This is a genomic window from Capillimicrobium parvum (genome assembly GCF_021172045.1).
Taxonomy (GTDB): Bacteria; Actinomycetota; Thermoleophilia; order Solirubrobacterales; family Solirubrobacteraceae; genus Capillimicrobium; species Capillimicrobium parvum.
The window spans coordinates 3,018,925-3,032,786 of the sequence record NZ_CP087164.1 but is presented as its reverse complement, the minus strand read 5'-3'; the positions used below and the strand labels follow the sequence as shown (position 1 = coordinate 3,032,786).

14 protein-coding genes and 1 pseudogene are annotated in these 13,862 nt (G+C 74.2%); 12 read left to right on the top strand and 3 right to left on the bottom strand.

Annotation, left to right across the window (positions count from 1 at the left end):
* The first annotated feature begins 40 nt into the window (after window positions 1–40).
* The 4 genes from DSM104329_RS14850 (at window position 41) to DSM104329_RS14835 (ending at window position 2,813) form a co-directional block, all read left to right on the top strand.
* Window positions 41–661, top strand: coding sequence for a class II aldolase/adducin family protein (locus DSM104329_RS14850; RefSeq protein WP_259310622.1), 621 nt, complete (start codon window positions 41–43; stop codon window positions 659–661).
* Window positions 649–1,431, top strand: coding sequence for a glucose 1-dehydrogenase (locus tag DSM104329_RS14845; protein ID WP_259310621.1), 783 nt, complete (start codon window positions 649–651; stop codon window positions 1,429–1,431). Before DSM104329_RS14850 ends, DSM104329_RS14845 begins: the two co-directional genes overlap by 13 nt.
* Window positions 1,432–1,488: 57 nt before the next feature.
* Window positions 1,489–2,232 (top strand): PP2C family protein-serine/threonine phosphatase, encoded by a 744-nt coding sequence (locus DSM104329_RS14840; protein ID WP_259310620.1) that lies wholly within the window; start codon window positions 1,489–1,491, stop codon window positions 2,230–2,232.
* 155 nt (window positions 2,233–2,387) lie between these two features.
* Complete coding sequence (locus tag DSM104329_RS14835; protein WP_259310619.1) at window positions 2,388–2,813, top strand: OsmC family protein; 426 nt, start codon at window positions 2,388–2,390, stop codon at window positions 2,811–2,813.
* 45 nt (window positions 2,814–2,858) lie between these two features.
* Here DSM104329_RS14835 and DSM104329_RS14830 read toward each other — a convergent pair whose 3' ends face one another.
* A complete protein-coding gene (locus DSM104329_RS14830) occupies window positions 2,859–3,461 on the bottom strand; it encodes a hypothetical protein (RefSeq protein WP_259310618.1) in 603 nt (200 codons plus the stop codon).
* Between the two features lie 357 nt (window positions 3,462–3,818).
* Here DSM104329_RS14830 and DSM104329_RS14825 point away from each other — a divergent pair, with 357 nt between their 5' ends.
* Window positions 3,819–4,805, top strand: a complete 987-nt coding sequence (locus DSM104329_RS14825; RefSeq protein WP_259310617.1) for a TerC/Alx family metal homeostasis membrane protein — start codon at window positions 3,819–3,821, stop codon at window positions 4,803–4,805.
* A gap of 59 nt (window positions 4,806–4,864) precedes the next feature.
* Here DSM104329_RS14825 and DSM104329_RS14820 read toward each other — a convergent pair whose 3' ends face one another.
* Together DSM104329_RS14820 and DSM104329_RS14815 are read right to left on the bottom strand one after the other, a co-directional pair.
* On the bottom strand, window positions 4,865–5,674 hold the full coding sequence (locus DSM104329_RS14820) for an alpha/beta hydrolase (RefSeq protein WP_259310616.1): 810 nt from the start codon (window positions 5,672–5,674) through the stop codon (window positions 4,865–4,867).
* Window positions 5,675–5,721: 47 nt separating this feature from the next.
* A complete protein-coding gene (locus DSM104329_RS14815; protein ID WP_259310615.1) occupies window positions 5,722–6,666 on the bottom strand; it encodes a sensor histidine kinase in 945 nt (314 codons plus the stop codon).
* A gap of 172 nt (window positions 6,667–6,838) precedes the next feature.
* Between DSM104329_RS14815 and DSM104329_RS14810 the strand changes: the two genes are divergently transcribed.
* From DSM104329_RS14810 to DSM104329_RS29275, 7 genes and pseudogenes are all read left to right on the top strand, one after another.
* A complete protein-coding gene (locus DSM104329_RS14810) occupies window positions 6,839–7,735 on the top strand; it encodes an SMP-30/gluconolactonase/LRE family protein (protein WP_259310614.1) in 897 nt (298 codons plus the stop codon).
* A 9-nt stretch (window positions 7,736–7,744) separates the two neighbouring features.
* The gene (locus DSM104329_RS14805; protein WP_259310613.1) at window positions 7,745–8,899 is read left to right on the top strand and encodes a serine hydrolase domain-containing protein; all 1,155 of its coding nucleotides are present in this window, start codon (window positions 7,745–7,747) and stop codon (window positions 8,897–8,899) included.
* Window positions 8,900–8,902: 3 nt separating this feature from the next.
* Window positions 8,903–10,510 (top strand): amidase family protein, encoded by a 1,608-nt coding sequence (locus DSM104329_RS14800; RefSeq protein ID WP_259310612.1) that lies wholly within the window; start codon window positions 8,903–8,905, stop codon window positions 10,508–10,510.
* A gap of 29 nt (window positions 10,511–10,539) precedes the next feature.
* A complete protein-coding gene (locus tag DSM104329_RS14795) occupies window positions 10,540–11,175 on the top strand; it encodes a dihydrofolate reductase family protein (RefSeq protein ID WP_259310611.1) in 636 nt (211 codons plus the stop codon).
* Window positions 11,176–11,211: 36 nt separating this feature from the next.
* Window positions 11,212–12,012 (top strand): alpha/beta fold hydrolase, encoded by an 801-nt coding sequence (locus tag DSM104329_RS14790; RefSeq protein WP_259310610.1) that lies wholly within the window; start codon window positions 11,212–11,214, stop codon window positions 12,010–12,012.
* Window positions 12,013–12,082: 70 nt separating this feature from the next.
* Window positions 12,083–12,286 (top strand): hypothetical protein, encoded by a 204-nt coding sequence (locus DSM104329_RS14785; protein WP_259310609.1) that lies wholly within the window; start codon window positions 12,083–12,085, stop codon window positions 12,284–12,286.
* Window positions 12,287–12,383: 97 nt separating this feature from the next.
* Window positions 12,384–13,597, top strand: a pseudogene (locus tag DSM104329_RS29275) (IS256 family transposase).
* The last annotated feature ends 265 nt before the right edge of the window (window positions 13,598–13,862 follow it).

The following is a 13,862-nucleotide window of genomic DNA, read 5'->3' as shown; positions in this document are numbered from 1 at the left end:
CGCCGCTGCCGTGCGGCCGGTGCGGTTGAATGGCGCACTGGTGAACCGGCCGGAAGAGATCATCGAGGCGATGCGGGGCCTGCGCGCCCGCGGCTTCGTCGTGGGCACGGTGGGCAACGCGAGCGTGCGCATCGCCGACGGCCTGCGCATCACGCCGTCGCGCCGCGACTACGACGCGATGGGCCCGGAGGACCTCGTCGACGTCGACGGGCGCGGCCGCGTCCTGCACGGCGGGCACCGCCCGTCGCGCGAGCTGTGGCTGCACCTCGCGGTGTACGGCGCGCGGCCCGACGTCTGCGCGATCGTGCACACCCACAGCCCGTATGCGACGGCGTGGAGCTTCCTCGGCGAGCCGATCTCGCCGCAGACCGAGGAGATGTCCTACTACGGGATCGGGCGCGTCGGCGTGGCGCCCGCCGCACCGGCCGGGTCTCCGGAGCTCGCCGCCGCGGTCGCCGGGTCGCTCGGCACCGCCGGCGCGGTGCTGCTGCACGGCCACGGCGTCGTCGCGGTCGGCGCGGACCTCGCGACGGCGGTGACCGCGGCCGAGGCCGTCGAGCACCAGGCCCATGTCGGCTGGCTGCTGCGCGGCGCGCCCGCGCCGTTGGCCTGGGACGGCGATGTCCACACCGGAGAAGGAGGCCTCACATGGCGGGACTGATGGACGGCAGAGCGGGGCTCGTGACCGGCGCCGCCGGCGGCATCGGCCGCGCCACCGCGATCGCGTTCGGGCGCGAGGGCGCCGCCGTCGTCGTCAACGACCTCGAGGATCGCCGTGACGACGGCGACGAGACCGTCCGGCTCGTCGAGGCCGCCGGCGGGCGCGCCGCGTTCGTCGCCGGCGACGTGCGCCGCGCCGCCGACCACGAGGCGCTCGTGGGCGCCGTGGTCGACGCATACGGCCGGCTCGACTTCGCCCACAACAACGCCGGGGTGGAGCTCTCCGAGACGCTCGCGGACACCACAGAGGCCCAGTGGGACCTGATCATGGACGTCAACCTCAAGGGCGTCTGGCTCGGCCTCAGGGCGCAGATGACGCAGATGGCCGCGCAGGGCGGCGGCGGGGCGATCGTCAACACGGCGTCGCTGGCCGGCCTCATCGGCGCGCCCGCACTCGGCGCCTATGTGGCCAGCAAGCACGGCGTCAACGGCCTGACGAAGACGGCGGCGATCGAGGGCGCCCCGCACGAGATCCGCGTCAACGCGGTGTGCCCGGCGGCGATCGCGACCGCGATGATCCTCCAGCAGCCCTACGAGCGCCGCCAGGAGCTCGCGTCGCCGCAGGCGCTCAAGCGCTTCGGCCGGCCCGAGGAGGTGGCCGACGCCGTCGTCTGGCTGTGCTCGGACCGGGCGTCGTTCGTCACCGGGACGGCGATGCCGATCGACGCGGGGTCGACGGCGGGGATCGTCCTGCCCGGCGAGGTGACGTAGGCCCGGCGCGGACGCGGACGCGGGCCACGCCGCGCCGCGCCGCCGTACCATGGCCGCGTGCCGACGCTCACGCTCGAGTGCGCCGTCCGCAGCGCCCCCGGCCCGCGACGCACGCACAACGAGGACGCCGTCTTCGCCAGCCCGAGGATGATCGCGGTCGCCGACGGCGTCGGCGGCCACGCCGCCGGGGAGGTCGCCAGCCGGGCGGTCATCGACGCGCTCGCGCATCTCGAGAAGTGCCGCCTGCAGGCACCGCTGCCGGACGCGCTCGAGGCGGCGGTCGCGCGCGGCAACGACGCGATCGCGTTCATCGCCGAGTGCCGCCCGCCCGCGAGCGGGATGAGCACGACGCTGACCGCCGTGGCGCTCGAGGCCGACTACACGGTGGCGAACATCGGCGACTCGCGCGCATACCTGTACCGCGACGGGCGGCTCGTCGCCCTGACGCGCGACGACAGCTACGTCCAGGCCCTCGTCGACGCCGGCCACCTGACCGCCGAGGCGGCCCGCGCGCATCCGCAGCGCAACGTCGTGCTCGCCGCCCTCGACGGGGCCGCGGAGCGCCGGCCCACCATCTCCCGCCACGCCGCCCGGCCCGGCGACCGGCTGCTGCTGTGCTCGGACGGCCTCACCGACGTCGTCTCCGAGGACGAGGTCCGCGCGGCGCTGGAGATCGCCGCCCGCGACCGGTGCGCCGACCGGCTCATCGCGCTCGCACGGGACGCCGGCGGGCGCGACGACCTCACAGTCGTCGTCGCCGACGTCGCGGCGCGCCCCGGCCCGGATTCGATCTGGGCCTGAGGGCCCGCACGAGCCGCGGACCTTCGACGATCCCGAGTTCGCCGCCGCGCTCGAGGACTTCAGCCCGATGGGCCGGCGCTCGTCATCGACGGCGGCGGCCTGGCGGCGTGGCCAGCCATACTTCACGACGTTCCCCCACGTCGAAGGAGACGCAGATGCCAGCGAAGGGCCAAGCGCAATGGCAGGGCGACCTGCGGTCGGGCAGCGGCACGTTCACCGCGGGCGACAGCATCAGCGGCGAGTACTCGTTCAAGTCGCGCTTCGAGGACGGCCCGGGCGCGAACCCGGAGCAGCTCATCGCCGCCGCGCACGCGTCGTGCTTCTCGATGGCGCTGTCGAACATGCTCGCCGAGGCGGGCTCGCCGCCCGAGTCGGTGACGACCGACGCGACGGTGACGCTGCGCATCGTCGACGGCGCGCCGACGATCACGACGATCGCGCTGAGCACCGTCGGACGCGTGCCGGGCATCGACGACGCGACGTTCCAGGAGCACGCGCGCAGTGCCAAGGAGGGCTGCCCGGTGAGCCGGGCGCTGGCCGGCGTGGGCGAGATCACGCTGGACGCCAAGCTGGAGGGCTGAACGCGGCCCGGGCGCCCGACCGCGTCTGCGGGGCTTCGGGGCGGCTCAGCCGCTGGGCGCGCAGCTCGCGTTCACGTTGCGCAGGTCGAACGTGACGCGCTGGGCGCGGCGGCGCAGGATGACCGTGCGGTCGACCTCGAGCGCGCCCCAGCCCCGGCCCGGGCCGATGCCCGACACGCAGTTGCGTGCGATGCGGCGCGCGGCGCGGCACGTGAGCCCGTGGGCCTGCAGGTCGCCCAGGTGGATCGGGGAGCTGTCGATCTCGAAGCGGACGTCGCCGCAGTAGCGCATCCGGGGCGGCACGGCGAACGTGAAGCGCACGCGGCCGCCGGGCGGCACGGGCCCCACGACGTTCAGGCGCGCGACGAAGATCGAGCCGCCGAGGCGCATCGAGAAGCCGTCGAAGCCGATGGCCGCCTGGACCTTCGGCGACGACGGGGCCACCGACCGCAGCTGCAGGTCGGTGTCGGTCAGCCGAGCGGCGAGGCGGTCGCCGGTGTCGAGGCCGCCGAGCCGGAACGTCGCCGTGCAGCGCTGTGGCGAGCCGGTGCAGTCGACGGTCCGCGTCCTGGCCGCCGCCGCGCCGGGGAGCGCGACGAGCAGTGCGGCGGCGCCGGCGCCGAGGCACGGCAGAAGGCGGGCGGTCATGGGCCGGAGTCCTTTCGGGAGACGAATCCGCGGGCGAGCATATGGCGCGCGGGGTGCCGGCGCAGCGCAATTCGCTCTCGTGCGCCGCTGCGTGCGCTCCCAGCCGGCCCGAGAACGGGTGTCCGCACGCCGCCGGCCGCGGCGGACGCCACCGGCTGACGCAGCGCGCCGGCGTAAAAGGTCATAAAGGCGGCCGCCGGCAGCTCCCAGCCTTCCTATGCTGGACGGCGTCGAAGGGAAGTATCCCGACGGCGGGCATCGTCAACACGGCCGGTCGCGCGCGACCACCCGGTGCTCGCGGCCCTCGCCGAGGGCGGAGAAACCTTCGCGGATTGTCCACGCAACCGCGGAGATCTCGTGCCCACTGCCATCCCCACCGCTGCCATCCTCGCCGACGCCTGGCCCTGGCTCGCCCTCGTCGGCGCCCTCGCCGCCCTGCTCGTCGTCGACCTCGCGCTCGTGCGCGGCCGCGGCGGTGAGATGAGCCTGCGGGCGGCAGCCGTCGCCAGCGTCGCCTGGGTCGGCATCGCGCTCACGTTCTTCCTGGTGCTCCTCGTCGCCGGCGACGGCGGCGACGCGAGCGCGTTCCTCGCCGGCTACCTCGTCGAGAAGTCGCTGTCGCTCGACAACGTCTTCGTCTTCCTGCTGGTCTTCTCGGCCTTCGCGCTGCCGGTCGCCGAGCGCCACCGGCTGCTGACCTACGGCATCGTGCTCGCGCTCGTCCTGCGCGCGCTGTTCATCGTCGTCGGCGCGGCCGCCCTCGGGGCCGTCGGCTGGCTGAGCTTCGTCTTCGCCGCGTTCCTGATCTGGACCGGCTGGCGGATGTTCCGCCACCGCCACGACCACGACGGCGAGCAGGCGATGGTGGACCGGCTCAAGCGCATCCTGCCGATGTCGAGCGCGCCGTCGGACGGGCGCCTGATGCACCGCGACAGGAGCCGGGTCGTGCTGACCACCGGCGGCGCCGCGCTGGCCGGCATCGCCCTGGTGGACATCGTGTTCGCCGTGGACTCGGTGCCGGCCATCCTGGCGATCACGAGCGACACGTTCATCGTCTTCGCGGCGAATGCGTTCGCGCTGCTCGGCCTGCGGCCGCTGTTCTTCCTCGTGGCCGAGCTCGTCGAGCGGCTCTACCACCTCAAGACGGCGCTCGCCGCGCTGCTGGTCTTCATCGGCGCGAAGATGGCGCTCGCCGAGTTCGTCGGCAAGATCGGCCCGGAGATCAGCCTGCCGATCATCGCGGCCATCCTCGCGACCGGCGTGGTCGCCTCGCTCGTGCGCGACCGGCGGCCCGGAGGCGCCGATCGCCCGCCGCACTACGAGCCGCGGGCGCAGAAGGCCTGACCGGGACCGCAGGCGGAGCCTTCGGGGTCCCCGCCCTCTCGCCGGCGGCGGCGGGCTGCTCAGCACCGCGCGAGCGCCGCGGCGTAGAACCGCAGGTAGCGCACGTAGTGCGCGCGCCAGTAGCTGCCGTCGTGGCCGCCGGGCCAGTGGTGCATCGGGATGTGCAGCGCGGCGGCGAACGCGTCGCCCGCCGACCGGAACGGGTCGCCGGTGCCGCCGTCGAGCCAGAGACGCGCGCGGCCCCAAGGCGCCCGCCCGCGCGCCCGGGACAGGGCGATGAGGTCGTTGCGGGCGAAGTCCCGCGCGTCGTCGAACGCGCCCGCCGGGGTCTCGCCGCCCGCGCGCCAGAGCGCCGCCGAGTGACCGCCGACGGCGCAGAAGGTCCGCGGCCGCTGCCGCGCCAGCTGGTAGGCGCCGAAGCCGCCCATCGAGATGCCTCCGATCGCGATCCGCTTCGGGTCGGCGTGCAGGCGGCGCACCGCCTCCGGGATGACCTCGTCGAGCATGTAGCGGTTCCAGTCGCCCGAGCCGCGGCGGTGGTAGTACGAGTGGTCGCCGCCGTTGGCAAACAGGACGTTCGGCGCACGATCGCCGAGCTTGCCCAGCGCCGCGTAGAAGGCGGCGTTCGAGTCGGACTCGGGGCCCCGGCCCCCGCGGCCGTGCAGGAACACGAGCAGCGGCCGCCCGGCACCGCCGCCGGCGGGCGCGGCCGCCACCTGCGGCAGCGTGTCGTGCACGTAGCGCGAGTGCACGTCGAAGCGCTCGATCGTCGCCCCGTGCGCCCCCGGCGCGCCGGTGCTCACCACGCCGCCGAGGCGCGGCAGGACGGTCAGCGCCGCCACGGCGGCCACCGCGGAGACCGCGAGCACGGCCGCGAGGGCGGGGAGGAGGCGCCGCCGGCGCCGCTGGACCGCCGTCAGCGCACGATCAGCCGAACGACGGTGCCGCGGTCCGAACGACGGATCTGCACGAGGTCGCATAGCTGGTTCATGATCCATAGCCCGCGGCCCGAGGTGTCGTCCAGGCCTGGGCGCCGTCGCCCGGCCATGACGTCGGTGACGTGCCCGGCGTCCCGGCTCTGGGCGACGACCTCACCGTCGCGCGCCCACATGCTCAGAAGCCCGGATCCGCCGCCGTGGCGGATGCTGTTCGCGGTCAGCTCGGTGACCGCGAGCAGGAGGTCGCCGGAGCGCGAGTGCGACAGGCCCGCCGCGGCCGCGCATCCGCCCGCGAGCACGCGGACGGTCGCCAGGTCGTTGCGCCGGAAGCGCATCGTCACCGCGTCGGGCGGCACGAGCGACAGCGGCCGCTCGAGGGCGTTGAAGGCGGCGACGCCGTCCACCGGGGCATGACAGCAGGCCCCGCCGTCGTGCACGGCCGGGTGGGTCATCCGCGCGTCGGCGATCACCTTCGGCGGCAGGCCGTCGGCGTCGTACGGGCAGATGAGCTGCCAGGCGGGGTCGTCGCCGAACGCCACGTTGATGAGCGCCTCGTGACGGTGGCACTCGTCCAGCTCGGCGGCCGAGCGCCCGACCCACACCGGCTCGCCGACGCCGAGGAACGGCCCGCCCTCCGCGAGTGCCCGGTCGGCCAGGTCGCGCCACGCGGGGATGATCCGGGCGGGGTTGACGCCGATCTCGGTCATGTCGAGCAGCTGCAGGCGCTCCTCGGCTCCGAACACCGACTGCAGCCGCTGGACGCGATCCGTCGGTGCGGCGACGGCGGCATGGCCGCCCTCGCGCAGGGTCCCGGCGACGCGCGGGGCGATCTCGTCGACGAACCCGTCGACCCCGCGCGTGTAGAACAGCGCCTCGTGACGGAAGGCGGTGGCCGGCGGCGCCGATGTCGCGGGCAGACCCATCTCGGAGCACGATAGACCGCATCGGGGGAGTTCAAACCCGGTCCGGCCCGCCGGGGCGCGCGCCTGCACGGCGTCAAACCACGAGGTCCCGCGCGAGCGGCGATGTCCGGGCGCACAACCGTTGGCGTCCCGCGGGTTGTCTTCCCGGCCCTGGACGCGGTTTCATGCGCGCGTGCGCGATCTGACCCTCCTCCTTGACGGCGGCACGTTCTTCGAGGGCGCGCGCTGGCACGACGGCCGCTGGTACGCGTCCGACTTCTACGCCGACCGGGTGATCGCGGTCACCGAGGACGGCGTGGAGGAGACGGTGCTGTCGATCGAGCGGCCGTCCGGCCTGGGCTGGCTGCCGGACGGCTCGCTGCTCGCGGTGTCCATGACGGGCCACAAGGTGTGGCGGCGCGGCGGAGGCGGCGAACCGGTGCTGCATGCCGACACCGCCGGCTTCACCCGCGGCGAGGCCAACGACATGCTCGTCGACGCCGCGGGGCGCGCGTACGTCACGCACTACGGCTTCGACCTCATGGCCGGCGAGGCGCCGCGCCCGGCCGACCTCGTGCGCGTCGACCCCGACGGGACCGTGTCGCGCGCCGCCACCGGGCTGCACTTCCCCAACGCGGTGATGCTCAGCGAGGACGGCCGCACGCTGATCGTCGCCGAGACGATCGCCGCGCGGCTCACGGCCTTCGACGTGGCCGACGACGGCTCGCTGGGCCCCGGCCGGGTGTGGGGACAGCTCGCGCCGACGCCGCCGCTGACCACGCTCGACGAGGTCATCGGCGCGGTGCGCTTCGCCCCCGACGGCTGCACGCTGGACGCCGAGGGCTGCATCTGGGCCGCCGACTCGCTGCACAAGCGCTGCGCGCGCATCGGCCCCGGCGGCGAGATCCTCGAGGAGATCGCCGTGCCCGACGACGACCTCGTCTTCTACGGCGCGATGCTCGGCGGCGAGGACGGCCGCACGCTGCTCACCTGCCTGGCGCCGGACTGGCGCCAGGCGCGCCCGGAGGGCGAGCGCGCCTCCGCGCTCTACACCGCGCGGGTCGATGTGCCGCACGCCGGACTTCCGTAGAGTCGCGGGATGCCACCCCGCTTGCTCGTCGTCGCCGCGCTCGCCGTCGCCGCGGCCATCAGCCCCGCCGCAGCGACCGCCGCCACCCCGAAGCAGGCGGACCGCGCCCTCGGCCGCGCGCTCGGCAAGGTGGTGCGCATGCCTGGCGGTGCGCCGGGCGCCGTGGCCGTGATCCAGCGCGGATCGCAGCGCACGGTCGTGCGCCGCGGCGTCGCGGACACGCGCACCGGGCGCCCGATCGACGTCAACGACCGCTGGCGGATCGCGAGCGTCTCGAAGGCGTTCAGCGGAGCGACGGCGCTCGCGCTCGTGGCGCAGGGCAAGCTCTCGGTCGACGACACGATCGCGCAGCGGCTGCCGGGGCTGCCCGCGGCCTGGGGCTCGGTCACGCTGGGCCAGGCCCTGCACCACACGAGCGGCCTGCCGGACTTCATCAACGCGCCGAGCTTCCGGGCGGCGATCGAGGCAGACGCGCGGCAGACCGTCGAGCCGTCGACCATCATCGGCTACGTCGCCGACGAGCCGCTCGAATTCGCGCCGGGCTCCAAGTACGTGTACTCCGACACCGACAACATCGTCGTCGGGCTGTTCATCGAGGCGGCCAGCGGGCTCTCGTACGATCGCGCACTGGGCGCGCTGGTGCTCGACCCGCTCGCGCTGCGGCGCACGAGCCTGCCGATGGGGTGGCGCATGGTCGCGCCGTTCGTCCACGGCTACTTCCCCAACGGCTCGCCGGACGCGGCGGAGGACGCCAGCGAGCTGCTGAACCCGACGATCGCGTGGGCGTCCGGCGGCATGGTCTCGTCGCCCCTCGACCTCACCCGATTCGTGCGGGCCTACGCATCCGGGCGCCTGTACCCCGGAGCTCCGGTGACCGCGCAGCGGCAGTTCGTCCCCGGTGGGTCCGGACCGCCCGGCCCCGGCGTCAACGAGGCGGGCCTCGGCATCTTCCGCTACCGCACCCGCTGCGGCACCGTGCTCGGCCACACCGGCAACTACGCCGGCTACACGACGTTCATCGCCGCCACGCCGGACGGGCGGCGCTCCGCCGTCGTGCAGGTCAGCACGCAGCTGTCGCAGGCGCTGCCCGCCCCGGCCAGCACCGCGTACCGGTCGCTGCGGCGCGCCTGGGGGCTCGCGGTCTGCGCGGCAATGGCCAAGTAGACGATGCGGCGATCCATCGTCGTCGCGCTGTGCGCGCTCGCGGGCGCGTTCACGGCGGTCGCGCTCGCGGGCGCGTTCACGGCGGTCGCGCCCGCTGACGCCGCCGGACGGCTGCCGTCCTCGATCGGCAAGCTCGAGCGGTCGCTGGCCGCGGGGCGCACGACCTGCCAGGCGGTCACCCGCACGGCGCTCGTGCGGATCCGCGCCGTCAACCCGACCACGCACGCGGTCATCGAGGTCAACCCTGACGCGATGGCGATCGCCCGGCGTCTCGACGCGCGCCGGCGGGCCGGTCGGCGCCCCCGGTCGCTGGAGTGCCTCCCGCTGCTGCTGAAGGCCAACTACGGCACGGGCGACCGCCTGCAGACGACGGCGGGGTCCTTCGTCCTCGCGGGGTTCCGCACCGCGCAGGACTCCTTCGCCGCCCGCCGGCTGCGTGCGGCGGGAGCCGTGATCCTCGGCAAGACCAACATGGACGAATGGGCGCACGGCGTGGCGGGCTACAGCTCGCTCGGCGGCCAGACCGCGAACGGCCGGCGCGCGACGCGCGGGCCGAGCGGCTCCAGCGGCGGCTCCGCGTCGGCGGTCGCGAGCGGCATGGCGCTCGTCGCCATGGGCTCGGACACCGGCGGCTCGATCCAGGGGCCGGCCGCCTGGAACGGGGTCGTCGGGCTGCGGCCCACGGTCGGCCTCGTCTCCCGCGAGGGCGTGATCCCGTTCGCCTCGTTCACCGACGTGGTCGGCCCGCTGACGCGATCGGTCGCCGACCTCGCGCGCGTCCTGGGTCCGCTCACGGGCGTCGACCCCGCGGATCCGGCGACGCGGGGCAGCCGCTTCCGCCGCGACTACACGCCGTACCTGGACCGCGACGGCCTGCGCGGGGCGCGCATCGGCGTGCTGGACAGCCTCGCCGGGATCGACCTCACGGCCGACAGCACCCAGGTCGAGGCGGCGTTCGCGCGCGGGCTGACACGGATGCGGCGCTCCGGCGCCACGATCGTCGACGGGCTGGCGTTCGACGTCCCCGGCTTCACCTTCGACGGAATCGGGCTGATCACGGCATCGCAGTTCCACGCGGAGCTCGACGCGTGGTTCCGCGGGCCGGGGCGCGGCGCGCCGGTCCACAGCCTCGCCGAGGTGGTGGAGCGCAGTTCGCAGCCGGACGTCCGCGACCGGGTCTTCGTCCTGCCCGGCCTCGAGCAGGCGCTGACCACGGCGGCGCCCGAGGGGCCCGCGTTCGACGCGGCGGTGGCCGAGGCCGACGGCTTCCGTGACACGCTGCTCGCGCTCATGCGCCGCCATCGGCTGGACGCGCTCGTGTACCCGACCATGACGTGCCCGGCATCGCCGCTGCCCGGGGTCGTCGACCCGACGTGGACCTGCACCGACGCCGGCACGCCGTTCCCGCAGCCGCTCACGCTCGGCGAGGCGCCCGGCGCCCTGCCCACGGTCCTCTCCGCCGTCAGCCGGCTGCCCGCCCTCACCGTCCCCGGGGCGGCGCTGCCCGGCGGGCAGCGGCTCGGCATCAACCTGCTCGGGCCGGCCTGGAGCGAGGGGCGCCTCATCCGTCTCGGCTACGCGTTCGAACGGGGGCCGCGCCCGCGGCGATGAGTTCCGGCGCGTCGCGCGGTCCAACGAGCATGGGCCAGGTCACCTGTCAGATCTCCATCTCGCTGGACGGCTACGCCGCCGGGCCGAACCAGAGCGTCGAGGACCCGATCGGTGAGGGCGGCATGCGCCTGCACGATTGGGCGGTCGCCACCGAGGGCTGGCGCCGCGAGCACGGCCTCGAAGGCGGGGAGCGCAACGTGGACTCCGAGGTCGCGAGCCGGCTGATGGCGCGCAACGGCGCGTACATCATGGGCCGCCGGATGTTCGGCGGCGGCGACGGGGAGTGGGACCTGGGGTGGACCGGCTGGTGGGGCGACGACCCGCCCTTCCACGCGCCGGTGTTCGTCCTGACCCACCATCCGCGCGAGCCGCTGCAGATGCAGGGCGGGACGACGTTCACGTTCGTCACCGACGGGATCGAGAGCGCCCTCGAGCAGGCGCGGGCGGCGGCCGGCGAGGGCGATGTGGCCATCGCCGGCGGGGCGAGCGCGGTGCAGCAGTACCTCGCCGCCGGCCTGCTGGACGAGATGCACCTGCACGTCGTCCCGGTCGTGCTCGGCGCGGGCGAGCGGCTGCTCGAGAACGTCGGCCACCCGACCCTCGAGCAGGTCGAGGTGGTCGCATCGCCGGTCGTCACGCACCTGCGCTACCGCGTCGTGCGGTGACGGCGCGGCGGCGCCCGTAGCATCGGCGCCCGCCCGATGTTCACGCGCTTCACCCCGTCTCACCGCGGCGGCAGCGGCCCGCCGCTGCTGTGCCTGCACGGCTTCACCGACACGTGGCGGACGTGGGACCTCGTGCTGCCGGCCCTCGAGCGCCGCCACGACGTGCTGGCGCCCACGCTGCCGGGGCACGCGGGCGGACCGGCGCTCGGCGACGAGGCGAGCGCGGCGCAGGTCGTCGACGGGGTGGAGGAGGCGATGGACGAGGCAGGCTTCGCGACGGCGCACGTCGTGGGCAACTCCCTCGGCGGCTACGTCGCGCTGCACCTGGCCGCCCGCGGGCGGGCGGAGTCGGTCGTGGCGCTCGCGCCGGCGGGCGGCTGGGCGGTGGGCGACGAGTCCTTCCGCGCGACGCTCGCGTACTTCACGTCGATGCAGGAGACGCTGCGGGCCGCGGCGCCGCACGCCGAGGCGATCCTCGCCACACCCGAGGGCCGCCGCCGGGCCACCGCCTACACCACGGTCGCGTTCGAGCACATCCCCACCGACCTGCTCGTGCACCAGATGCTCGGCGCAGCCGGCTGCGTCGGCGCAGCCCCCCTCGTCGAGAGCGCCCTGCGCGAGGGGTGGCGGCTCGACGCCGAGCGCGTCGACTGCCCGGTGCGCGTCGTCTGGGGCACCGAGGACCGGCTGCTGCCGTGGCCCTCGGCGGCGCAGCGCTACCGGCGCGACTGGCTGCCGGCGGCCGACTGGGTCGTGCTCGACGGCGTCGGCCACTGCCCGCAGCTCGACGTCCCGATCGAGACGGCGCAGCTCATCCTCGACTTCACGGGGTGGTGATCATGCCGACGACCGCTGCTCGGGTCCTGGAGGGCAGGTGCGGTGAGCTCGGGCCCGTGTCGCAGCGGACGTGCCCCGGCGCGCCGCGCTCGCGGGCGAGGCGCGCGAATACGCGGACGGTGTGATCAACGGTGATGCTGGTCGCAACCTCCATCGCGAGAGCTTCGCGGGTGAACCCGTCGACGACGTTGAGCAGCTTGATCGCGCGGTCGTCGACGGCCTGGTCGAACTGAGAGTCGATCGCCCATACGTGATCGGGGAGGTTGTCCCGTAGCGCGTAGAACTTCGTAGGTGGCGGTCCCGTCGCCTCGTCCGCTGGTGTTGCGAGCGTGGCGAGTGCGAAGTCAGTCCACCGAGACGAAGGGACCGCCATGAGGACCGTAGAGCAAGTGCAGGTCGCCAGCATCGAGCTGGCGTTGCCGCCGAGCGTGCAGGAAGCGCTGGGCGGGCGCGAAGGGCAAGCGCAACCCGGACCGGGCTGCCGTGCGCCACGGCCACGAGGGCGGAGAGGTCACGTTGGGCGGTCGGCGCGTCGCGGTCGAGCGGCCGCGGGCACGAAGCGTCGACGGCGCGCACGAGGTGGCGTTGGGAACCTACGCGCACTTCGCCGACCGCGATCCGCTCACGCGCGTGGTCTTGGAGCAGATGCTCGCCGGTGTCTCAACGCGCCGGTTCTCGCGCACCCGCGAGCCGGTCGGCGAGGACGTCCTCGCCGCGGAGCGTTCAACCTCGAAGTCGGCCGTCAGCCGCGAGTTCGTCGGGCGTACCCGCGAGCACCTCGATGCGCTGATGGGCCGCCCGCTCGCGGACATGCGCCTGGCCGCGATCATGCTCGACGGGATCGAGCTCAAGGGCCGCTGCTGCGTCGTGTGCCTGGGCATTACGACCGACGGGATCAAGGTCGCGTTGGGGCTGTGGGACGGCTCGACGGAGAACAAGACCGTCGCCGCGCACCTGCTCTCAGACCTCATCGACCGCGGCCTTGACGTCGAACAGGGCGTGCTCGTCGTCTTGGACGGAAGCAAGGCGCTGCGGGCCGCGGTCAACGAGGTGTTCGGGCCCGTCGCGGTGCATCGCTGTGTGCGCCACAAGGAACGAAACGTGCTCGAGCACCTATCCGAGCGCGACCGCCCGACAGTGAAGGCCCGGCTGCGCAAGGCGTGGGCAACCGACGACTACGCCGTCGCGCTCGACGCGCTGAACCGGCTCGCCGGCGAACTCGACCGCTCGCACCCGGGCGCCGCCGCCTCGTTGCGCGAAGGCATGGCCGAGACGCTCACGCGCTCACGCGCCTCGGGATCGGCGGCAAGCTCAAGACGACGCGCAATCCACGAACCCGATCGAGTCGATGATCGAGACGGTGCGCCGCACCAGCCGCAACGTCAAGCGCTGGCAGAACGGCGACATGTGCCTGCGCTGGACCGCCGCCGGGATGCTCGAAGCCGAGCAGCAATTCCGCAAGATCATCGGCTACAGCGACCTCGCCAAGCTCGCACTCGCCGTCGAGCAAGACCTCACCGCCCACCGCGCCGCCGTTGCCCCCACGACCCGCCAGGAGGCCGATACGCTCGCCACCATCAGCTGAGCATCACCGGACCGCCGCCACGAAATTCCACGACGGACGGGACAACCTCGCCCCGAGCGCGAGGCTCACTGCCACGGTCGCCACGGCGACAAGCGGTGGGCAGGACGGCGACATGGCGGCAGCATCCTGGATCCTGCTGGGAGGACGCATCCGTAGAACCCTGCAGACTTGGACACAGGATCACACTCGGAGATGTCACAGCGAGGCGACTTGGTGAGGACTTAAGCAACTATTGCGAGGAGCCCGCGCTCGATCTCGCGTCATC